Here is a 19,216-nt window from a genome sequence, read left to right on the forward strand (position 1 = left end):
GCGGGGCGCCGCTTAGTAGCCGAGCGCGCGGCTGGCATCCACCTGTTCGCGCAGCTCCTTGCCGGGCTTGAAGTGTGGCACGAACTTGCCGTCGAGTGCGACAGGTTCCCCCGTCTTGGGGTTGCGACCCACCCGGGGCTCCCGATAGTGCAGCGAGAAGCTGCCGAAGCCGCGGATCTCCACGCGTCCCCCCTCGGCCAGGGTGTCGGTGATGTCGTCGAGGATCAGGCGTACCGCCGCCTCGACCTCCTTGACCGACAGCTCCGGCTGTCGCATGGCGATCTGTTCGATCAGTTCGGACTTGGTCATTGGCTCTACTCCATGCGGTCCTGCCTGGGTCGACGCGATCCCGGCGTTGTTGTTTTTCCAAAGCATACTGTGCAAGTCTCGATAAAACAACGCACTACGACCTTTTCTCGCGTTGGCAGGGAGTGAAGGGCCGGCGGGCTGCCGGCGGGGCGGGGCTCGGGTATACTGGCGCGACACTCATCCGACTCAACGAGGCCGATCTTGAACGACGATTCGTCACCGGAAGCGACACTGCGCAAGCGCCTCTACTGGCACTCGCGTCGCGGCATGTGGGAACTGGACCTGCTGCTGATTCCCTTCCTCGAGCAGTGCTATGGCGATCTGGACGAGGCGGACCAGGCGGCCTTCCGGTCACTGATCGAGGAGGAGGATCAGGACCTGTTCGCCTGGCTGATGCGCCGCGAGTGGCCCGAGGACCCGGCGCGGCGGCGCATCGTCAAATTGATCGTCGAGCATGCCGAGACCACCGACAACGATCGCTATCGCAACCTCTAGGCTGTCGCTGGCCGCGCATGGGCTCTCGGCTGCGGCGGTTGCCGGTCTGGTGGCAACGGTAGCACCGTCTTGGGCCGGTGGGCTCGCGGCGGTGGCGCTGGGTGGGGTGCTGGTCACGCTGGCCAGGCAGCGCCCGCGTGGCGAGCTGCGTGGCACGCCGAAGGCGGCGGGTGGCGTGGACTGGTCCTGGCGCGACAGCGCCGCCCGGGCCTGGCGCCCGGTGAGCCTGCGTTGCGACTACCTCGGTCCCTGGCTGATCGGGCTCAGGGTCGAGGGGAGGCGCCTGTGGCTGTGGCCCGACAGCAGCGACACCGAGTCGCTGCGTCGCCTGCGCCGGGAGTTGCTGCCGCTGCCCTGAAGGCCCCGACCACCGCTCAAGGGTCGCGGGATCAGATCGCCTCCAGGGCCTGCAGCCGGATCCGCGAGGGTTGCGGGGTCGCGTCGCCGTGGATCGGGCAATCCGGGTTGAAGTGCAGGCCGCGGGACTCGCGCCTTGCGCGGGCGCAGGCCACGCTGAGGCGCGCCAGGCGCAGCGCATGCCAGAGGTTCGCCAGGGGTACCGAGGGCGCGGCGTCCCTCATCCGGGGGGCGAGACGCCGATGCAGCTGCGCGAGGCCGCGGGCGGCCACGGCCAGCCCCTGGTCGGTGCGCACGATGGCCACGCGGGCACTCATCAGTTGGCGCATCGTCTCGCGGATCTCCTCGATGTCGTCCAATGAGACCCGCTGCTGGCCCCAGTATGCCGGGGTCGGCTCGGCACCCGGCGGCGGTTCGGCGCTGCGCAGCCGTCGTGCACAGCTGCGGGCGTAGACCAGGCACTCCAGCAGGGAATTGCTGGCCATGCGGTTGGCCCCGTGCAGGCCGGTGCAGGCCACCTCGCCGATGGCGTGCAGCCGCGGGACCGTGGTGGCGCCCGCGAGATCGGTGGTGATTCCGCCGCAGCTGTAGTGGGCGGCCGGCACCACCGGGATCGGCTGGTGCACGATGTCGAGCCCGCGACTGGCGCAGTGGGCGTGGATGGTCGGGAAGTGGTGGCGGATGGCGGCTTCGCCGAGGTGGCGGATGTCCAGGTAGACATGGTCGCTGCCGGTGCGCTGCATCTGGGCATCGATGGCCCGGGCCACGATGTCGCGGGGCGCCAGCTCGGCCCGGGAATCCACCGCCGGCATGAAGCGCTCGCCCGCGGCGTCGATCAGCAGCCCGCCCTCGCCACGAACCGCCTCGCTGACCAGGAAGGCGGGGCCCTCGGGGTCATAGAGGCAGGTGGGGTGGAACTGCTGGAACTCCAGGTTCATCAGTTCGGCGCCGAGTTCGGCGGCCATCATCATGCCCTCGCCGCTGGCCGGCTGAGGGCTGGTGGTATGGCGATAGAGGCCGCTGGCCCCGCCGGTGGCGAGCACGGTGTCCTCGGCCAGCAGTTCATGCAGCCGGCCAGCGGCGTCCAGGCAGCGTGCCCCACGGCAGTGGTCCTCGCCGTCGCCGATCAGGCCGATGGCGGTGAGGTCGCCGCGCAGCGTGATCCCGGGGTGGGCGTCCACGTGCTGCCGCAGGGTCTCGACCACGGCGCGGCCGGTGGCATCGTCGGCGTGGATGATGCGTCGTGCGCCATGGCCGCCCTCGCGGGTGAGGTGGTAGGGATAGCCGGCATCGGCACTCGCGTCCGGCGTGAAGGGCACGCCCAGTGACAGCAGCCACTCGATGGCGGACGGCCCCTGCTCCACGGTGAAGCGCACCGCCCGCTCGTCGCACAGGCCATCACCCGCCACCAGGGTGTCGGCCACATGGGCCTCGATGTCGTCCTGGGGGGAGAGCACGGCGGCGATGCCGCCCTGGGCCCAGCGGCTGGCGCCCTGGTCGTCGCTGGTCGGGCGCAGCAGCGTGACCCGGCGATGGTCGGCCACTTCCAGTGCCAGCACCAGCCCGGCGACCCCGCCGCCGATGACCAGCACCTCATGCTTGCCGTCTGTCATCTGCCTTTCCTTCTTGCGTTGGGGCTCGCGCGATGGCCGAGGGATCCTCGGTGAGACCGTGGTGGGGCGCCCGGCGACGCAGCCGCCGGCTGGGAAGGCGCTCGAGGCCGCCCAGACGCTGGGTGAGGTCGGCGGTCAGGCGCGCCAGTTCCCGATTGAGCCACAGGTAGCCACTGGGGCTGAAGAGCATGCGGCCATCGCCAGACCGGGCATTGCCGGCCAGTTCGGCGTGGCGCTGCAGCTCGAAGGGCGTGATGGTCACGTCGACCGGCTGGCCGGTGCGCACCTGGAAGGCCAGGGTGCCGATGCCGCGGGCCAGGGTGTGCTGCTCCTCGCGGAGTCCGCTCATGGCGTCGATGCGCTCGTGCCCGTCGCGGCTGGTCCAGTGGGTCTCGAGCAGCAGCTCGATGGTGGAGAGCATGCGCCGCTGTAGCGAGATCAGGTCGTCCAGCTCGTGGCGGCTCAGCCGTCGCTCGCGATGGATGGCATCCACCAGGCCTCGCTGCTTGACCAGCAGGCTGCTGGTGGCCTTGAGCAGCTCGCGGGCATCGATGTCGGGGGCTGCCGTGGCCGAGGTATGGGCCTGGTAGAGGCGGGCCATGCGGTCCAGGTTGTCGGCCAGCATGAAGCGCATCATGTCGGTGGCTTTCTGCGGCAGTACCAGCACCGTGACGGCGATGCCCACCAGGGTGCCGAGCAGTACGTCGAAGGCGCGCCACAGGGCGATATCGAGTTCCTGGGTGCCGTCGCCGACCACCAGCAGCAGGCTGATCGTGAACATCAGGCCACTGTAGCCGTGCCGGTTGCTGAAGGTCAGCCAGGTGGCGGTGGCGATGCCGGCGAGGGTAGCGAGGGGGACGAGGGGCGGCCAGGGCAGCGGCAGCAGGATCAGCAGCAGGCCCCAGCCGGCACCGAGCAGGGTGCCCAGCAGGCGCTGGCGCCCCTTGTCGAGCACGCCGCCGATGTGCGGCAGGTTGCCCATCACCATGATGGTGCTGACCAGCGCCCAGCCACTGTGCTGGATGGCAAAGAACTCGATGACGGCGAAGGTGAGGCACAGGGCCAGCATGATGCGCAGCACATGCAGCTTGCGCCGATGCTGGTAATTGACGTAGGGGTCGCGCAGGCGCGGCAGAATCATGTCATGGCGTCCCGTTTGAGGGTCGCGCCCGACGCTTGCCGGAAGGGTGCGGGAAATCTGGTGCCCGGAGCCGGGCTCGAACCGGCACGGTGTTGCCACCGAGGGATTTTAAGTCCCTTGCGTCTACCAATTTCGCCATCCGGGCGGCACGGTTCCGAGCGGGCAGCTAGGGGGATGATGGAGGCTGGAGTCGGAATCGAACCGGCGTGCACGGAGTTGCAGTCCGCTGCATAACCACTCTGCCATCCAGCCTCATGAGTCGTGCCATTCGTGGGGAATGGAGCGGGAAACGAGATTCGATGGGGCTGCCATCAGTCGGACCGGCGCACCGGCTCGCGACCCTCGCAGTCGCACGCATTGACTCTTGTTACTTCTTCGAGTCTGGAGCGGGAAACGAGATTCGAACTCGCGACCCTCGCCTTGGCAAGGCGATGCTCTACCACTGAGCTATTCCCGCCTGACTCGAGAGCGAATTATACGGATAAGTCGGTGACTGTCAAACACTTTTCGCCACCCCCTCAGCGCATCGAGCTGCTCAGGTGCGGCCATGCCGACTTGAGGTAGAGGAACATCGACCACAGGGTCAGCAGCGCCGCCAGATAGAGGGTCGCCACGCCCAGCAGGGCCAGGGGAGTGCCGGGGGTGAAGGCCAACAGCACCAGCAGGGCGACCATCTGCAGGGTGGTCTTGACCTTGCCGATCCACGAGACCGCCACCTGGCCGCGCTTGCCCATCTCGGCCATCCACTCGCGCAGGGCCGAGATGACGATCTCGCGGCCGATGATCACCAGTGCCGGCAGGGTCAGCCAGATGGCCTCGTAGCGCTCGATCAGCAGGGCCAGGGCCACGGCCACCATCAGCTTGTCGGCCACCGGGTCGAGGAAGGCGCCGAAGGGCGTGGATTGATCCCAGCGCCGGGCCAAGTAGCCGTCGAGCCAGTCGGTCACCGCGGCCAGCGCGAACAGGGTGGCGGCCAGTGGCATGCTCCAGGCGAAGGGCAAGTAGAACAGCACCACCAACAGCGGAATGAAGAGGATTCTGGCCAGGGTGAGCAGGTTGGGTATGTTCATCGCGAGGTGCAGTCCTTGCCTTGGGAGATACCGGAAACCCCCTCATTCTATCCGTCGGGGCCCAACTCATCCATGCAGGGCGCGATGAATCGTCTCGGCCATTGTGGCGCTGATGCCGGGGACCCGGGCCAGCTCCTCGCGGCTGGCCTGCCTGACCCCCTGCAGGCCGCCGAAGAAGCGCAGCAGCTCGCGTCGGCGGCGCGGCCCCACGCCCGGAATGTCCTGCAGGGTGGACGTGCGCCGCGTCTTGTCGCGCCGTGCCCGATGGCCGGCGATGGCGAAGCGGTGCGACTCGTCGCGAATGTGCTGGATCAGGTGCAGGGCCGACGAGGCGCCGTCGAGGTCCAGGCGGCGATCGACGGTCTCGACGAACAGCGTCTCGAGCCCCGCCTTGCGCGTGGTGCCCTTGGCCACGCCGAGCAGGGTGACGCCGCTGACGCCCAGTTCGGCGAACACCTCCCGGGCCATGTTCAGCTGCCCCTTGCCGCCGTCGACGATCAGGATGTCCGGGCGTTCGCTTTCGCCCTCTTTGATCCGCTTGAAGCGGCGGGTCAGTGCCTGGCGCATGGCGGCATAGTCGTCGCCGGCGGCCACGCCCTCAATGTTGAAGCGCCGGTAGTCGGACTTGCGCGGCCCGTTCTCGTCGAACACCACGCAGGAGGCCACCGTGGCCTCGCCATGGCTGTGGCTGATGTCGAAGCACTCCAGGTGGCGGGGGGTGTCCTCGAGTTTCAGGGCCTCGCGCAGGGCCGCGAAGCGCTTCGAGAGCTGGGTCTGGCTGGCCAGTTGGCTGGCCAGTTGCTGTTCGGCATTGGTGCGGGCCAGCTCCCGCCACTGGGCGCGATGGCCGCGGACCTGGCCGGTCAGGCGAATGCGCTTGCCGGCGCGTTCGCCGAGTGCCCGGGCGATCAGGTCGGCATCCGGTACCGGGTGGCTGGTGATCACCTCCGTCGGAATCTCCCTTGCCTGGCCCAGGTAGAACTGGCTGATGAAATCGCCGAGCAGCGCCTCGGGGCCCAGGTCGAGCCCGTTGGCCGGGGCATGGTGCCGGGCCCCCAGCAGGCGGCCCTGGCGTACCGTGAGCACCGAGATGCACAGCGCCCCGGGGCGGCTGGCCAGGGCGAAGACATCGGCATCGCCGCCGCCGGTGTCGACGAACTGGCGCTGCTGCATCTGGCGCAGGTGCTGGACCTGGTCGCGCAGCCGGGCGGCTTCCTCGAAGTCGAGGCGCGCGCTGGCGGCCTCCATGGCGTCACTCAGCTCGCGGGTCACCGCATCGCTCCTGCCCTCGAGGCACATCACCGCATGCTCCAGATCGCGTCGATAGTCCGCCTCGCTGATATGGCCCACGCAGGGGGCGCTGCAACGCTGGATCTGGTACTGCAGGCAGGGCCGGGTGCGGTGGGCGAAAACGCTGTCCTCGCAGTTGCGGATACGGAAGATCTTCTGCATCAGCGACAGGCTCTCACGCACAGCGCCGCTGCTGGGGTAGGGGCCGAGGTAGCGGCCGTCGTCGCGGCGCACCCGGGCGCGCTTGTACTCCAGGGCGGGGAAGGGGTGGCGATCGGTGACGAAGACGAAGGGGTAGGACTTGTCGTCGCGCAGCAGGATGTTGTAGGGCGGGCGCAGCTCCTTGATCAGCGTCTGCTCGAGCAGCAGGGCCTCGGTCTCGCTGTTGGTTACCGTCACCTGGATATCGGCGATGCGGCCGACCAGGGCCTGGGTCTTGGTGTTGAGCGCCCCGCGAAAGTAGCTCGCCAGGCGTGCCTTGAGGCGACGCGCCTTGCCGACATAGAGGGTCTCGCCGTGCTCGTCGAGCATGCGGTAGACCCCGGGGGATTCGCTGACGCTGCCGAGGAAGTCGCGGGAATCGAAGCTCATGGAAACGGCGTGCCGGGAACGGGAAGCGGAACCCCCATTCTACCAGATCGGGACCCTCGGCAAGGCGCTCAGTCGGCGTCGCTGAAGCCGTCGACCAGGCCGTGGCGCAGGCCGAGGTGGGTCAGCTCCACGTCGGAGGTCACGCCGAGCTTCTCGAAGATCCGGTAGCGATAGGTGTTGACGGTCTTGGGGCTTAAGAACATGCGGTCGGCGATGTCGGCGACGCGCTGGCAGTTGACGACCATCAGCGCGACCTGGAGTTCGCGCTGGGAGAGCTGGTCGAAGGGATTGTCCGTCGCATCGATGCGCGACAGCACCAGCCGCTGGGCGATCTCGGGGCTGACATAGCGCTTGCCGCCGAACACGCAGTGGATCGCCTCGACCATCTCGTCGTGCTGGCAGCCCTTGCTGATGAAGCCATGGGCCCCGGCCTCGAGCAGGCGCTGGGCAAAGGTCTCCTCGATGAAGGCCGTCAACACCAGGATGCGGATGTCGCTGGCGAAGCGGTTTATCTTGCGGGTAGCCTCCAGGCCGCCGATCCCCGGCATGCGGATATCCATCAACACGATGTCCGGTTCGAGCTTGCGCGCCTTGGTGATGGCCTCCTCGCCATCGGCGGCTTCACCGACCACGCGGATCCCACGCTCGGCATTCAGCAGGTGGGCGATGCTGATCCGTACCAGGTGATGGTCATCGGCGACGAGAACCCTGATCAACGCAGACGCTCCTGAAAACGTGGTGGGTGAGTGCCGTTCCGAGACGGGTCCTGGCGAAGAGGTCGCCAACAAGCCGGCCGGCACGAAATCAGTCCCGTTAGGGTGGCACATCCCGTCCCTAAGAGGAATTGGCACGAGGCAGAAGAGTGAAATTGGTACCCCTGAGGTTGACGTTTCCGCTAGGACTGCGTAATATTTGCCTCGTTCTCGCAAGGCGGGAGCGGCGTGGGGCCTTAGCTCAGCTGGGAGAGCGCAACACTGGCAGTGTTGAGGTCAGCGGTTCGATCCCGCTAGGCTCCACCAACAAGACATCTAGAATCAGCCGCTTAGCGCACCCCGCTAGGCGGCTTTTTCGTGTGCCCGCCCTCGCTCGTGACGCGGTGCCTGATGATAGGCGGCATCCGGTATTTTGGTGGTAGCGCTGAGGCCTGTTGCGATTGCCTGACGTGTTCGGTCAAATGGCATCCTTGTATCAACACGTCGAGGAGCCTCCGTGTCAGATTCCCGCCTTGCCGATCACACCATGACGATGTGTCGTGCTCTCTATCAGACTGACTGGCAGAGCTTTTTCGATCCTGGAGCCCTTGAGCGCGGCAGACGCTATGCCAAGCAGGGCCGGGTGATGGATGGCCTTGGCCTGGAGCTCGACGCCGATATGATCGTGCTGACGGCACAGGTCATGGGCAGCCGGAAGCAGGCCTACCATACCGAAGTGGCGATATACGTGGACGTTTCCGATGATGCGCTCTTTAGCGACTGCAGCTGCCCGGTCGGCGTCGGTTGCAAGCATGCGGTGGCGCTGATCCACACCTTCCTGGACGAGATGGGTGAGGGGCCGGCAGCCCTGGCTGACGTAGCGTCGGCGCAATCTGCGCTGCCCGAGTCGGCCGGAACTCCCGACAATAGTGACAAGCTGGAGCGCAGCTGGGAGGCCTGGTTGGCGCAGTTGGAGAACCCGCCAGGCCCTGTACTGGACGGAGAGCGTATCGGTGAGGAGTATCGGCTGGGGCTGTTCCTGGATACCTCGACCCGTTTTGCCATCGAGCCGGTGCTCAAGGTGTTGCCGGTGTGGCTGCGCCCCTCGCGTCAAAGCAAGCGCGGCAGTGGGTGGGTTTCACCGCGGGTGATCGAGGCGCGTAGTGCGGGGGAGCTGGTACCAGCGCCCGAGGCTGGTTGGAACCCCGAGCAGGAAGAGGCGCTTGACCTGCTGCTGCACGGTGAAATCGACACTCTCTGGGGAAGTGACCATCGCCAGTGGGCGGTGGTATCGCACGCCTTCCAGGCGCGCGCCCTCTGGTCGCTGCTGGACAGCGAGTTGCCGCCGCTGCTGTTCTTTCGCAAGCAGACCGGCCAGCAGCTCGAGCCGGGCCCCGGCTGCCGGCTGGCGCCGAGCTGGCAACCCGATGCTCAAGGCGTGCAACACCTGCGGGCCGATACCGATCCGGAGGGGCTGCTGTCGGCGGATGCGATCATGGCCAGGGCAGGGCGTGAGCTCTGCTATCTCGATTCCGAGCGTGGCCGTTTCGGCCGCCTGGAGGGTGACCCTGAGCTGCTGGTGAGGCTGCGTCGATCGCCGCCATTGCCGCCCGAGATGAGCGAGTGGTTGGGCGAGCGGCTGCGCGGGACGTCGGCGCTGGCTAGCCAGTTGCCGGCGCCGAAGCGGGTCGAGGAGCGCGTCCTGGAGGACGTTTCACCGCGTCTCAAGGTCACCATGCGGGTAGCGGAAGGGCAACTGGGCTTCCGCGACGGGGTGCCACTGCCGCGCTGGATCCGTGTAGGTGCCGGGGTCGTGAGCTTCGACTACGACGGCGTTGAGGTGGCCCCCGAGGCGGGTGATACCGCTCAGGCCTTTCGCGATGGCCAGCGGCTCACCATCCAGCGCGATCCCGAGGCGGAGGTGGCGCTGATTCACGGCCTGCCACCGGGCATGGTGACCCTGGAACGGTTGCATGAGATCGAGGCGGTGCCGGCCTATCTGGATCTGCCGCCCTGGTCGCTGTTGCTGCCCACCCGCGGCGAGCCGCCGGCCAGCGCCGCCGAGTGGCCGACCCATCTGGCAGGAACAGAAGGCTGGTGGGAGATGCTTGCCAGGCTGCGCGAGGCGGGTTGCCTGGTTGAGCTCAGAGAAGCGTTCCCCCCGGAGCCGCGCTATCTCGAGCCGGAGGCCTGGCACGGCGAACTGGAACCGGCCGGCAACGGCTGGTTCGATCTGGCGCTGGATATCGAGGTAGAAGGCCAGCGCATGAACCTCCTGCCGATCCTGCGCCATCTGCTCAAGGATCCGGATTTTCCGCTGGAAGCGCCGCGAGACGAACCCCAGGAGGCGAGTTGGGCGTTGGCACTGGATGACCAGCGCCGCTTGGTATTGCCGCTTTCCCGGCTGCGGTCGCTGATGGCGCCGATTCTCGACTGGCTGAATGATGAGAGTGACCCTGAGGCGGCGCTGCAGCTGCCGGTGAGCGCGGCCGAGCGGATCGCGCCGCTGGCCGAGCACGAGCGCTGGGCGGGGCGCGAGGATGTGGCGGCGCTGGCCCAGCGGCTCAAGGCACTGCCGGCCAGCTTGCCGGCGCCGGCAGGCTTCATGGGCGAGCTACGCGACTACCAGGCCCGCGGCATCGCCTGGCTGCGCTTTCTCTCCGAGCTCGGCACCGGCGGCATCCTGGCCGACGACATGGGCCTGGGCAAGACGGTACAGGTGCTGGCGCATCTGCTCGACGAGCGTGTCCGCGGCGCGCTGGAAGGGCCGGTGCTGGTGGTGGCGCCGACCAGCCTGGTGGGCAACTGGTGCGCCGAGGCGGCGCGCTTCGCCCCGGGGCTGGAGGTGCTGGCCCTGCAGGGCGGCAAGGCCCAGCGCCAGCATCAGATCGAGAAGGCGCTGCCTCACGCCGACCTGGTGGTGACCACCTACCCGCTGCTGATTCGCGATGTGGCGCGGCTGCGCGAGATGGCGTTCGGCCTGTTGGTGCTGGATGAGGCCCAGGCGATCAAGAACGCCGCCAGTCAGACCGCACGCGCCGTGCGCGAGCTCGACGCGAAACGGGCGCTGGCGATGACCGGTACGCCGCTGGAGAACCATCTGGGCGAGCTGTGGGCCCAGCTCGATGCGGTGGCGCCAGGGGCGCTGGGCAGCCAGCAGTGGTTCGGCCAGCATTTCCGCACGCCCATCGAGAAGGAGGGCGACGTGGCGCTGAGTCAGCGTCTCTCGCGGCGCATCGCGCCGCTCATGCTGCGCCGTACCAAGCAGCAGGTGCTCACCGAGCTGCCCGACAAGACTGAGAGTTGCCGCGAGATCACCCTGGCCGGCAGCCAGCGCGAGCTCTACGAGAGCCTGCGCCTGGCCCAGCATCAGCGGGTCCAGCAGGCCATCGCCGAGCGCGGCCTGGCCGGTTCCGGCATCGTGATGCTCGATGCGCTGCTCAAGCTTCGCCAGGTGTGCTGCGACCCGCGGTTGGTCAAGCTGGAGAGCGCGCGCCAGACGAAGCGCTCGGCCAAGCTGGAGCAGCTGCGCGAGCTGCTGCCGCCGCTGATCGAGGAGGGGCGGCGCATCCTGGTCTTCTCGCAGTTCACCGAGATGCTGGCACTGATCGGCGAAGCCCTGGAGAAGGATGGCATTCCCTTCACCTCCCTCACCGGCGACACCCCGGGCAAGACCCGTACTCAGCGGGTGGCGCTCTTCCAGCAGGGCGAGATTCCGGTGTTTCTGATCAGTCTCAAGGCCGGCGGGACCGGCCTCAACCTCACTGCCGCGGATACCGTGATCCACTACGACCCCTGGTGGAACCCGGCAGTGGAGGCCCAGGCCACAGGTCGCGCCCACCGCATGGGCCAGCAGAACCCGGTGTTCGTCTACAAGCTGGTGTGCGCCGGCACGGTGGAGGAGCGTATTCTTGAGCTGCAGGCGCGCAAGGCCGATCTCGCCGCCTCGATCCTGGAGAGCGGCAGCGAGCGTAGGAGCGACGGCCCGCTGTTCGACGAGGAGGACCTGGCGCTGCTGTTTGCGCCGGCGGTGTAGCAGGTCAGGCCCCCGGCTTCGTTGCTAAGTGCGTGCCTGGCCGACATCCACCGTTACGCACGATGAACAGTGCAGTACCCTGTAGCTCGGGTCCGGTCATCAGGGAGAGGCCATCGTGGGGTATCGCTTCCAGCGTCACATTCGTCTCGCACCCGGTGTGCGACTCATTACCTGCAAGCTGCGTCCCGGGCACTCGGTCGGACCGCCCGGCATTCGCCTGCAGCTGGCCACTGGTGAGGGGGCCGAAGGCCTTCCGGTGCAGCTCGATATCGCCGCCAACGGGGAGATCCGCTATCGGCATCCCGATGGCCGACGGATCCCCGACGCTGAGGCCCGAGCGCTGCGGCGCCATGGCGAGGCGAAGATCCGGGAAGCGCTCGAGTCGCACTGCGAACAACTTAATGCCGATCTCGACCGGCTCGGCCGCCTGCACGAGCAGACGCCGCCACCAGGGGCCGCCGGCTATCAGCCGCGCAGCTACCCGGTGTCTCCCCCCTCGCCGGTGACCCTGGAACAGCCCGACTGGCGGCATGCCCTCTGGCCGGCTGCCCGGGTACGGCTCGATCGGGAGAACGCGCGCCGCGAGGCATCGCATGCGCAGGCCTATCGTGCCTGGGAATGGGAGAAGGCCGAGTTCGATGCCCGCGAGTTCGAGCGTCAGCAGCGCGAAGAAGTGGCGGCCTGGGACGATCCCGACGCCATGCAGCAGACGCTGGTCGAGCGGCTGGATGAGCTCGCCTGGCCGCGTGAGACGCTGGTCGACTTCGACCTGAGTGATGACTGTCGCACCATTGTCCTGGACATCGATCTGCCGAGCGAAGAGGAGCTGCCCGACCGCTACTGGACGATGCCCGCCAAGCGCCTCAAGCTCTCGCCGCGCAAGCTCGGCGTCACGCGGCAGCGCGAGCTCTATCGGCGTCACGTGCACGGTGTGGCTTTCCGCGTGCTGGGCACGGTCTTCGCCCGGCTGCCGCGAATCGAACGCGTGCTGCTCTCCGGCTATCGCCGGGTCAAGGACCCGGCCAGCGGTGAGCTTCGGGGCCAGCACCTCTTCAGCGCCAAGGTCACCCGCGAGGCGTGGGAGCGCGTCGACTTCGACCGACTGGCGCGACTCGACCCGGCCCAGGCCTTGGCGGTCTTCCCCCTGCGGCGCGAGATGACCCAGTCCGGCACCTTCCGCGATATCTCGCCCTTCGAGCTCGACTGGCGCCGGCGCTGACGCCGGCCAGTCTGTCGCCCGCCGGGCGGCGTTCACTCGGACGAGGCCTGGCCGGCGCTGAGGATATGGTGCAGGCTGGCGCACGCCACCAGGGGGTCGTCGCAGTTGACCACGATGTCGGAGCGGGCCAGCACGTAGCTCTTGCCGGTGATGGTGTTCTCCACGACCGTATGGGTCCCTTCCTGTCGCGTGCCGGTGAACTCGCCGATGAAGCCGGTTTCGCGCAGCGAGACGGTTTCCAGCTTGTCACCGGGCTCGATGGTGCCCTCGTGGCGCATCAGCGCCAGGCGCGCCGAGGTGCCGGTGCCGGTGGTGCTGCGGCAGATCACGCCGGGATGCACGTAGGTGGTCGAGCGGGAGCGGTAGAAGTCGTCGGCGACCTGTTCGACGGGGCCCATGAAGTGCAGGAAGGGCAGCGGACCCACGTCGCCCAGGGTGTAGTGGGAGAAGCCGCGCTCGGCCTGGATCGCCTCGACGATCCGGTGGGCGCAGTCGGCCAGCTCCCGCTCCTCGTCGCGGTTGAGGTGGAAGCCCAGTTCGGCGGCGTCCACCAGGGCGTAGAAGCCGCCGCTGTAGGCGACGCTGTAGGTGACGTCGCCGAGGCCGGGCACATGGATGCTGGCGCGGTAGGTGTCGATATAGCTGGGCAGGCCGCCACAGGTGATCGCCTCCACCACGCCGTTCTCGACCAGGGCCTCGATCTGCACCAGTCCTGCCGGCGACTCCAGCTTGAAGCGCTGGCGTCCCTCCTGCTTGGGCACCAGGCCGCTCTCCAGCACCGCCGTGGCGGTGCAGATGGTGTTGGAGCCGGAGTAGATGGGGTAGCCCATCACCTCCATGATGATGTAGCCCACCTCGGCGGCCGGGTCGGTGGCGGGCACGAGCAGGTCCACTGACATCTCGGGAATGCCGTAGGGTTCCTCCAGCAGCAGCCTGCGCAGGCCATCGGCGTCGTCGCGCAGGTAGTGCATCTGGTCACGCACCGTGGTGCCGGGGAGGGGCTCGATGCCGCCGACCACGATCCGGCTGACATCGCCGCCGGCATGGGTGTCGATCAGTTGCAGGGTCAGTTCCTGGCTCATGAGTGTCCCTCGAGGGCGAAGGGCGCGCCATGCTCGTCCCACTGGCGGTCGGGGACGATCACGATCTTGCCCAGGAAGTTGCTGCCGCGGCTGACGAAGTAGCGCTCGGCCTGGTGGAGGTCGGAGAGCCTGAAGGCGGCGTGCAGTACTGGCCTGAGCCCGCCGGAACGGATCCAGGCGATCAGCTGCTCGGCCTCCTCGCGGGTGCCGTGGGAGACGCCGAAGATCTGCACCTGGTAGAGGTAGATGCGTGTCCACAGGATCTCCGAGATGTTGCCACCGCTGGCGCCGGCGATGGAGAGCCGCGGGTAGGTGGTGCGCGCCTTCATGTCCTGGATCATGGTGTCGATGAAGCGGTCGGTCATCTCGCCGCCGACCAGGTCCATCACCGCGTCGATGGGCGCGCCCCCGGTGGCCTCGAGCACCCGTTCGGCGAAGCCCTCGAGGTCGCCGCGGTCGATCACCGCCTCGGCGCCCAGCGCCTTCAGCGCCGGTGCCTTCTCCTGCTGGCTCACCGCGTAGGGAATCGCACCGACGATGCGGCACAGCTGGATCAGCGCGGTGCCCACGCCGCCGCTGGCCCCGCTGACAAGAATCCGTTCTCCCGCACTCACCCGAGCCGACGTCATCATATGGTAGGCGGTCTGGTAGGAGCACATGCCCAGGGCGGCGAGTTCGGCATCGGCAAGCTCGGGGTTGGGCACGTGGTGGAACTGGTCCGAGGGCACGGCGACGTATTCGGCGAAGCCGCCGTCGGCACCGTGGCCGTAGTAGTCCGGGGTCAGGTTGATGTCGCGCCGGGCATCCGGGTAGAGGTTGAAGTCGAGCAGGCCGCGCTCACCGATCCGCGAGGCCTCGACCCCCTCGCCTACCGCCACCACGCGCCCGGCGATGTCGGCGCCCTGGATGCGCGGGAAGGTCAGGGTCGGCTCGCCGCCCATGGCAAAGGAGGTCACCTCGCCTTTCTTCACCGGGTAGAGCCCCTCGCGGGCCTTGCGGTCGGTGTTGTTCTTGGCGGTGGCCGTGACTTTCACCAGCACCTCGCCGGGTCTCGGCCGCGGGGTCGGCACGTCGTCGTGGTAGACCAACGTGTCGACGTCACCATGCCCGGTCAGCAGCATGGCGGCCATGGTTGCGGGAAGGGTCTGGCTGCTCACTGGGTGCCTCCTTTCGTCTACGGGGTCGACTGGGTTAGACGATAGCAGACTTCCCCGTCCCGACGTCATCCCCCCGGCGGCGCGTGCGGAGGGGAGCAGCGCCAAGTCAGCCGTCGTCGCGGTGCCAGAAGGGCTGTCCCACCGTCGGCGTGCTGGGGCTGGCGGTCTGGCGCTGCTGCATCAGCCCGGCCAGGTAGGCCTTGCGGCCGGCGCGGATGGCCTCGGCGAAGGCCTCGGCCATCAGCGGCGGGCGATGGGCGCGGGCCACGGCGGTGTTGATCAGCACGCCGTCGAAGCCCATCTCCATGGCTTCGGCGGCCTGGGATGGCGCGCCCAGGCCGGCATCGATGATCAGCGGCACGGCGAGGCGCTGGCGCAGGGTCTCGAGGGCGTAGCGGTTCATCAGCCCGCGACCGGTGCCGATGGGCGAGCCCCAGGGCATCAGCGCCTGGCAACCGGCGTCGCGCAGGCGCTGGCAGAGCACCAGGTCGTCGGTGCAGTAGGGCAGCACCTTGAAGCCCTGGTCGATCAGTTCCCGGGCCGCCTCCAGCAGACCGAAGGGGTCCGGCTGCAGATTGTAGTCGTCGCCGATCACCTCGAGCTTGATCCAGGGCGTGTCGAAGAGCTCGCGGGACATCTGGGCCAGGGTGATGGCCTCCCGGGCCGAGCGGCAGCCGGCGGTGTTGGGCAGCAGCCGGCAGCCGCTGTCGCGCAGGATCTGCCAGAAGGCGTCGCCGTCGCCGGCGGCGGGGTTCTGGCGGCGCAGGCCCAGGGTGACCATCTCGCAGCCTGAGGCCCGGATCGCCTCCTGCATCACCGTCGGCGAGGGGTAGAGGGCGGTGCCGAGCAGGAAGCGACTGGCGAAGGCCTCGTCGTAGAGCGTCAGGGTGTCGTCGTGTAGCGCGTCCATCAGCCACCTCCTACCGGGGCCACGATATCGATGCGGTCGTCGTCCTGCAGGACCCGCCCGGCATAGGCGGAGCGGGGCACGAACTCGCCGTTGACCGCCACGGCGACCCGGCGGTCGGCGTAGTGCCAAGCGTGCAGGGCGTCGGCGAGCGGAGTGCCGGCGGGAAGGCGGGCGGTCTCGTCGTTGAGGCGCAGGGTGATCTCGTTCATGCAGTGGCCTCCTGCGGCGGGTGTGCCGCCAGAGTGTCGGCGAAGGGCCGGTCGCCGTGGCCCCGGATCCCGGCCAGCAGGTGGCAGACCACGGCCGGGGCCAGCAGGTAACCGTGCCGGAACAGGCCGTTGGCGGTGATCAGCCCCTCCTGGTGGGTGACATGGGGCAGGTTGTCGAGGAAGGCGGGACGCAGGTTGACCCCCTGCTCCAGGATGCGCGCCTCGGCGAAGGCCGGGGACAGGGTGTAGAGGGCGCTGCCCAGCTCCAGCGAGGACTGCAGCGACATGGGCGAGCGGTCCTCGCTCTCGATCTGGGTGGCCCCGATGACGAAGCGATCCCCCGGCTTGGGCACCACATAGAGCTGGTAGCGCGGGTGCATCAGCCGTACCGGCCGCGAGAGCCGGATCTCGGCGGTCTGCACGTGCAGGGTCTCGCCGCGCACGCCGCGCAGGCTCGGGTGGCGCTGCCGGGCGCCGGTGCCTCGACAGTCGACGACCAGGTCGAAGCGCCGGCGGCCGTTGGCGGTGACGACCTCGCCGGGGAAGGTCTCCACCGGGCAATGGGCATGGCACTCCCCGCCCAGGGCGCGGATCTCGTCCAGCAGGCGGGTGAGCAGGGTACGGTTGTCCAGGTGGGCCTCGTCCGGCAGGTAGAGGCCCTGGCGGAAGCCGGGGGCCAGGTCGGGCTCCAGCCGATGGATCTCACTGGCGTCGAGGGCCCGGCAGGGTGAGCCGCCGCCCAGCGCATGGTCGAGGTCGCGGCGGAACTGGGTGAGTTCGCCCAGGTCCTGGGGGTGCGCCACCATCAGGCTACCGTGCTGTTGCCACAGCGATGGGGCGTCGAGGGCCTCGAGCCACGTCGGCCACTGGGCCAGGGCGAAGCGGCCCATGTCGTGGACGCAGCGCTCGGAGATCGCCGTCTCGCAGAGCGGGGCGACCATGCCGGCGGCGGTCCAGGCGGCGGCGGGCGGGGTGTCCAGGTCCCCGGCGTCATAGAGGGTGACGGCGTGGCCGTCGGCGAGCAGCTGCCAGGCGACCAGGCGCCCCAGCAGGCCGGCACCGGCGACGGCGATGTGATCGGTGGTGGGTGTCAAGTTAGCGGCCATCCAGCGGGAGACATGGCTGACCAGGCGGCATAATGGAAGGAGGCGGGCAGGTGCGCCACGCGCTTGTTCCCTCCGCAGGCATCAACCTGATCAGGTTCAACGGGTTCGGCCGTACCGATCTCAGCCCCCGTGCACGGCTTGCTGCGCGTACCGGGGCTCCCCGACAAGTCCTGCCAACTTAACCAAAGATGCCCGGGCACGCAATCTCGTCGCGTGCCCGGGCATCAATCAGTGTGGATGGCGTCCACTCCGGCTCAGGCGCAGTCGGCGGCCCCCTCGCCGAACATGTCGAACAGCAGCTCGCGGCCGAGGCCGGTCAGCACGAAGCGCTGCTGGTCGTTCCAAGTGGCGGCCTGGCTGGTCTCGAGGATGTGCTGGCAGGGCGCCCAGTCACGGTCGGCATCGCCGAGCGCCTTCAGGGCGGTGCGATCGAGGCCGCGGTGCGGGACGGTGACCGTCTCGAGGACATGCCCCTGGCGATAGAGCAGGGCGGCCATGTTGGAGAGGCACTGGCGCAGGCTACGCTGCATGCCGGTGGTACTGGGGGTGTCGTGTGTCATGCTGCCGCATCTCCTTGAGGGATTATGCTGCAGCGCATTATACATGCGACGAAGGTCGATGTCATACCAAGGTCTAAGATGTTCTGGTCTGCCGCAGACGGTGGCAATGCTCGAGGCTATTCCGGCGACAGGCCCCGGAGCGCCGGACCGTCGGGGAGGCGCTGTGAACCCCTCCATGGGCGCTACCGACGCCCTGCGGCGCTCTCGCGTCCTGCTCCGCTTGCAGGGCCGGTGCTGGCCATCCATGGCCAGCCCGTTCGAAGCAATGCTTCTCACCCCTGGCGTAGGACCTCCCCTACGACCTGTCCCCGGCGCCTCTCGCTTCAGTTAACTGCAATTGCCCTGCTAAGACGCTATCCCCCATCTCAGCCTTCCACTCGCCCCAGCAGCAGGAATTCGATCAGCGCCTTTTGAGCATGCAGGCGATTGCCGGCCTCCTGCCAGACCACCGCGCGCGGGTCATCGAGCAGGGTCGTGCTGATCTCCTCGCCGCGGTGGGCGGGCAGGCAGTGCAGGAAGAGCACGTCGTCCTTCGCCCGGTCGAGCATCGTCTCGCTCACCTGGAAGCCGGCGAAATTGGCCTCGCGCCTGGCCTGCTCCTCTTCCTGGCCCATGGAGGCCCAGACGTCGGTGGTCACCAGGTCGGCTTCAGCCACGGCCTGCAGGGGGTCGCGAAGGATGCTCACCCGGTCGCCGGCGGCGGCGAGGATGTCCTGGCGCGGCTCGTAGCCTTCCGGACAGCAGATGCGCAGCTGGAAGTCGAACTGCCGGGCGGCGTTGATCCAGGAGTGGCACATGTTGTTGCCGTCGCCGATCCACACCGCGGTGCGGCCCTTGACGCTGCCGCGCAGCTCGGTCCAGGTCATTACATCGGCGAGCAGCTGGCAGGGGTGGTAGTCGTCGGTGAGGGCGTTGATCACCGGCACCTTGCTGGCGGCGGCATACGCCTCCAGGCCCTCGTGGGAGAAGGTACGGATCATCACCGCGTCGACCATCTCCGCGAGCACCCGCGCGGTATCTGCGATGGGTTCGCCGCGGCCGAGCTGGGTGTCGCGGGGCGAGAGGAACAGCGCATGGCCGCCGAACTGCGCCATGGCGGTCTCGAAGGAGACCCGGGTGCGGGTCGAGGACTTCTCGAAGATCATCGCCAGGGTGCGGTTGGCGAAGGGCGTGTAGGTCGGCCCGTGGGTCTTCAGGCCGTTCTTGATCGAGATGGCGCGCTGGATCAGGTAGCGCAGCTCGTCCGGACTGAGGTCAAGCAGGGTGAGGAAATGGCGGGTGGCCATGGTGTCGCTCCACGGGAAAAAACGACCATCCTAGCCAGCCCACGGGGGATGCGCAACGCGACCGTCATCAGTAGAATGGCCCTCATCCACAAG

At 68.3% G+C, this 19,216-nt stretch carries 17 protein-coding genes, 4 tRNA genes and 1 riboswitch; of the genes, 5 read left to right on the plus strand and 16 right to left on the minus strand.

The annotated features are described in order from the left end of the window. Nucleotides 1–12 precede the first annotated feature (12 nt). A complete protein-coding gene (locus tag OP498_RS11710; protein ID WP_040187190.1) occupies nucleotides 13–309 on the minus strand; it encodes an integration host factor subunit beta in 297 nt (98 codons plus the stop codon). Between the two features lie 201 nt (nucleotides 310–510). Between OP498_RS11710 and OP498_RS11715 the strand changes: the two genes are divergently transcribed. Together OP498_RS11715 and OP498_RS11720 are read left to right on the plus strand one after the other, a co-directional pair. After that, complete coding sequence (locus OP498_RS11715) at nucleotides 511–804, plus strand: succinate dehydrogenase assembly factor 2 (protein WP_280553644.1); 294 nt, start codon at nucleotides 511–513, stop codon at nucleotides 802–804. 49 nt (nucleotides 805–853) lie between these two features. Further along, a complete protein-coding gene (locus OP498_RS11720; protein WP_280548180.1) occupies nucleotides 854–1,162 on the plus strand; it encodes a hypothetical protein in 309 nt (102 codons plus the stop codon). 31 nt (nucleotides 1,163–1,193) lie between these two features. Here the strand turns inward: OP498_RS11720 and nadB are convergent, their stop codons facing one another. From nadB to uvrY, 8 genes are all read right to left on the minus strand, one after another. Beyond that, entirely contained in the window at nucleotides 1,194–2,774 is a 1,581-nt protein-coding gene (nadB, locus tag OP498_RS11725; protein ID WP_280553645.1) for an L-aspartate oxidase, read from the minus strand. Further along, nucleotides 2,755–3,915 (minus strand): FUSC family protein, encoded by a 1,161-nt coding sequence (locus OP498_RS11730; protein ID WP_280553646.1) that lies wholly within the window; start codon nucleotides 3,913–3,915, stop codon nucleotides 2,755–2,757. The genes nadB and OP498_RS11730 overlap by 20 nt, the downstream gene beginning before the upstream one ends. Before the next feature lie 58 nt (nucleotides 3,916–3,973). Further along, nucleotides 3,974–4,060 (minus strand) — tRNA-Leu (locus tag OP498_RS11735). 33 nt (nucleotides 4,061–4,093) lie between these two features. Further along, nucleotides 4,094–4,167 (minus strand) — tRNA-Cys (locus OP498_RS11740). Nucleotides 4,168–4,297: 130 nt separating this feature from the next. Then, nucleotides 4,298–4,372 (minus strand) — tRNA-Gly (locus OP498_RS11745). A gap of 61 nt (nucleotides 4,373–4,433) precedes the next feature. Next, nucleotides 4,434–4,985 (minus strand): CDP-diacylglycerol--glycerol-3-phosphate 3-phosphatidyltransferase, encoded by a 552-nt coding sequence (pgsA, locus tag OP498_RS11750; RefSeq protein WP_280553647.1) that lies wholly within the window; start codon nucleotides 4,983–4,985, stop codon nucleotides 4,434–4,436. A 66-nt stretch (nucleotides 4,986–5,051) separates the two neighbouring features. After that, nucleotides 5,052–6,866, minus strand: coding sequence for an excinuclease ABC subunit UvrC (uvrC, locus tag OP498_RS11755; protein WP_280553648.1), 1,815 nt, complete (start codon nucleotides 6,864–6,866; stop codon nucleotides 5,052–5,054). Between the two features lie 68 nt (nucleotides 6,867–6,934). Next, complete coding sequence (gene uvrY / locus OP498_RS11760; protein WP_280548175.1) at nucleotides 6,935–7,582, minus strand: UvrY/SirA/GacA family response regulator transcription factor; 648 nt, start codon at nucleotides 7,580–7,582, stop codon at nucleotides 6,935–6,937. Nucleotides 7,583–7,809: 227 nt separating this feature from the next. Here uvrY and OP498_RS11765 point away from each other — a divergent pair. The 3 genes from OP498_RS11765 (at nucleotide 7,810) to OP498_RS11775 (ending at nucleotide 12,813) form a co-directional block, all read left to right on the plus strand. Then, nucleotides 7,810–7,885: transfer RNA gene (locus OP498_RS11765), tRNA-Ala, on the plus strand. 190 nt (nucleotides 7,886–8,075) lie between these two features. Then, the gene (locus tag OP498_RS11770) at nucleotides 8,076–11,594 is read left to right on the plus strand and encodes a DEAD/DEAH box helicase (protein WP_280553649.1); all 3,519 of its coding nucleotides are present in this window, start codon (nucleotides 8,076–8,078) and stop codon (nucleotides 11,592–11,594) included. A 115-nt stretch (nucleotides 11,595–11,709) separates the two neighbouring features. Next, nucleotides 11,710–12,813 (plus strand): DUF4236 domain-containing protein, encoded by a 1,104-nt coding sequence (locus OP498_RS11775; protein ID WP_280553650.1) that lies wholly within the window; start codon nucleotides 11,710–11,712, stop codon nucleotides 12,811–12,813. Between the two features lie 32 nt (nucleotides 12,814–12,845). Here OP498_RS11775 and OP498_RS11780 read toward each other — a convergent pair whose 3' ends face one another. The 7 genes from OP498_RS11780 to argF all read right to left on the minus strand — a co-directional run bounded on the left by OP498_RS11780 (nucleotide 12,846) and on the right by argF (nucleotide 19,123). Next, entirely contained in the window at nucleotides 12,846–13,895 is a 1,050-nt protein-coding gene (locus OP498_RS11780; protein ID WP_280553651.1) for a proline racemase family protein, read from the minus strand. Then, nucleotides 13,892–15,025 carry a zinc-binding dehydrogenase gene (locus OP498_RS11785; RefSeq protein ID WP_280553670.1) on the minus strand — a complete coding sequence of 378 codons (1,134 nt, stop codon included), beginning with the start codon at nucleotides 15,023–15,025 and terminating at the stop codon, nucleotides 13,892–13,894. The genes OP498_RS11780 and OP498_RS11785 overlap by 4 nt, the downstream gene beginning before the upstream one ends. A gap of 133 nt (nucleotides 15,026–15,158) precedes the next feature. Next, nucleotides 15,159–15,962 carry a thiazole synthase gene (locus OP498_RS11790; RefSeq protein ID WP_280553652.1) on the minus strand — a complete coding sequence of 268 codons (804 nt, stop codon included), beginning with the start codon at nucleotides 15,960–15,962 and terminating at the stop codon, nucleotides 15,159–15,161. Then, on the minus strand, nucleotides 15,962–16,171 hold the full coding sequence (gene thiS / locus OP498_RS11795) for a sulfur carrier protein ThiS (protein WP_280548169.1): 210 nt from the start codon (nucleotides 16,169–16,171) through the stop codon (nucleotides 15,962–15,964). The genes OP498_RS11790 and thiS overlap by 1 nt, the downstream gene beginning before the upstream one ends. Further along, nucleotides 16,168–17,265 carry a glycine oxidase ThiO gene (gene thiO / locus OP498_RS11800; protein WP_280553653.1) on the minus strand — a complete coding sequence of 366 codons (1,098 nt, stop codon included), beginning with the start codon at nucleotides 17,263–17,265 and terminating at the stop codon, nucleotides 16,168–16,170. The genes thiS and thiO overlap by 4 nt, the downstream gene beginning before the upstream one ends. 62 nt (nucleotides 17,266–17,327) lie before the next feature. Continuing rightward, nucleotides 17,328–17,450, minus strand: a riboswitch (TPP riboswitch). Between the two features lie 81 nt (nucleotides 17,451–17,531). Next, on the minus strand, nucleotides 17,532–17,837 hold the full coding sequence (locus OP498_RS11805; RefSeq protein ID WP_280548167.1) for a hypothetical protein: 306 nt from the start codon (nucleotides 17,835–17,837) through the stop codon (nucleotides 17,532–17,534). 365 nt (nucleotides 17,838–18,202) lie between these two features. Continuing rightward, on the minus strand, nucleotides 18,203–19,123 hold the full coding sequence (gene argF / locus OP498_RS11810) for an ornithine carbamoyltransferase (protein WP_280548166.1): 921 nt from the start codon (nucleotides 19,121–19,123) through the stop codon (nucleotides 18,203–18,205). Nucleotides 19,124–19,216: the final 93 nt, after the last annotated feature.

It is taken from the genome of Halomonas sp. 25-S5 (assembly GCF_029889845.1).
Taxonomy (GTDB): Bacteria; Pseudomonadota; Gammaproteobacteria; order Pseudomonadales; family Halomonadaceae; genus Halomonas.

Coding starts and splice junctions, on each gene's coding strand:
- thiS (WP_280548169.1), bottom strand. CDS start 16,171: ATGAACGAGATCACCCTGCGCCTCAACGACGAGACCGCCCGCCTTCCC.
- OP498_RS11785 (WP_280553670.1), bottom strand. CDS start 15,025: ATGGCCGCCATGCTGCTGACCGGGCATGGTGACGTCGACACGTTGGTC.
- OP498_RS11730 (WP_280553646.1), bottom strand. CDS start 3,915: ATGATTCTGCCGCGCCTGCGCGACCCCTACGTCAATTACCAGCATCGG.
- OP498_RS11805 (WP_280548167.1), bottom strand. CDS start 17,837: ATGACACACGACACCCCCAGTACCACCGGCATGCAGCGTAGCCTGCGC.
- argF (WP_280548166.1), bottom strand. CDS start 19,123: ATGGCCACCCGCCATTTCCTCACCCTGCTTGACCTCAGTCCGGACGAG.
- OP498_RS11710 (WP_040187190.1), bottom strand. CDS start 309: ATGACCAAGTCCGAACTGATCGAACAGATCGCCATGCGACAGCCGGAG.
- OP498_RS11780 (WP_280553651.1), bottom strand. CDS start 13,895: ATGAGCCAGGAACTGACCCTGCAACTGATCGACACCCATGCCGGCGGC.
- OP498_RS11790 (WP_280553652.1), bottom strand. CDS start 15,962: ATGGACGCGCTACACGACGACACCCTGACGCTCTACGACGAGGCCTTC.
- uvrC (WP_280553648.1), bottom strand. CDS start 6,866: ATGAGCTTCGATTCCCGCGACTTCCTCGGCAGCGTCAGCGAATCCCCC.
- nadB (WP_280553645.1), bottom strand. CDS start 2,774: ATGACAGACGGCAAGCATGAGGTGCTGGTCATCGGCGGCGGGGTCGCC.
- pgsA (WP_280553647.1), bottom strand. CDS start 4,985: ATGAACATACCCAACCTGCTCACCCTGGCCAGAATCCTCTTCATTCCG.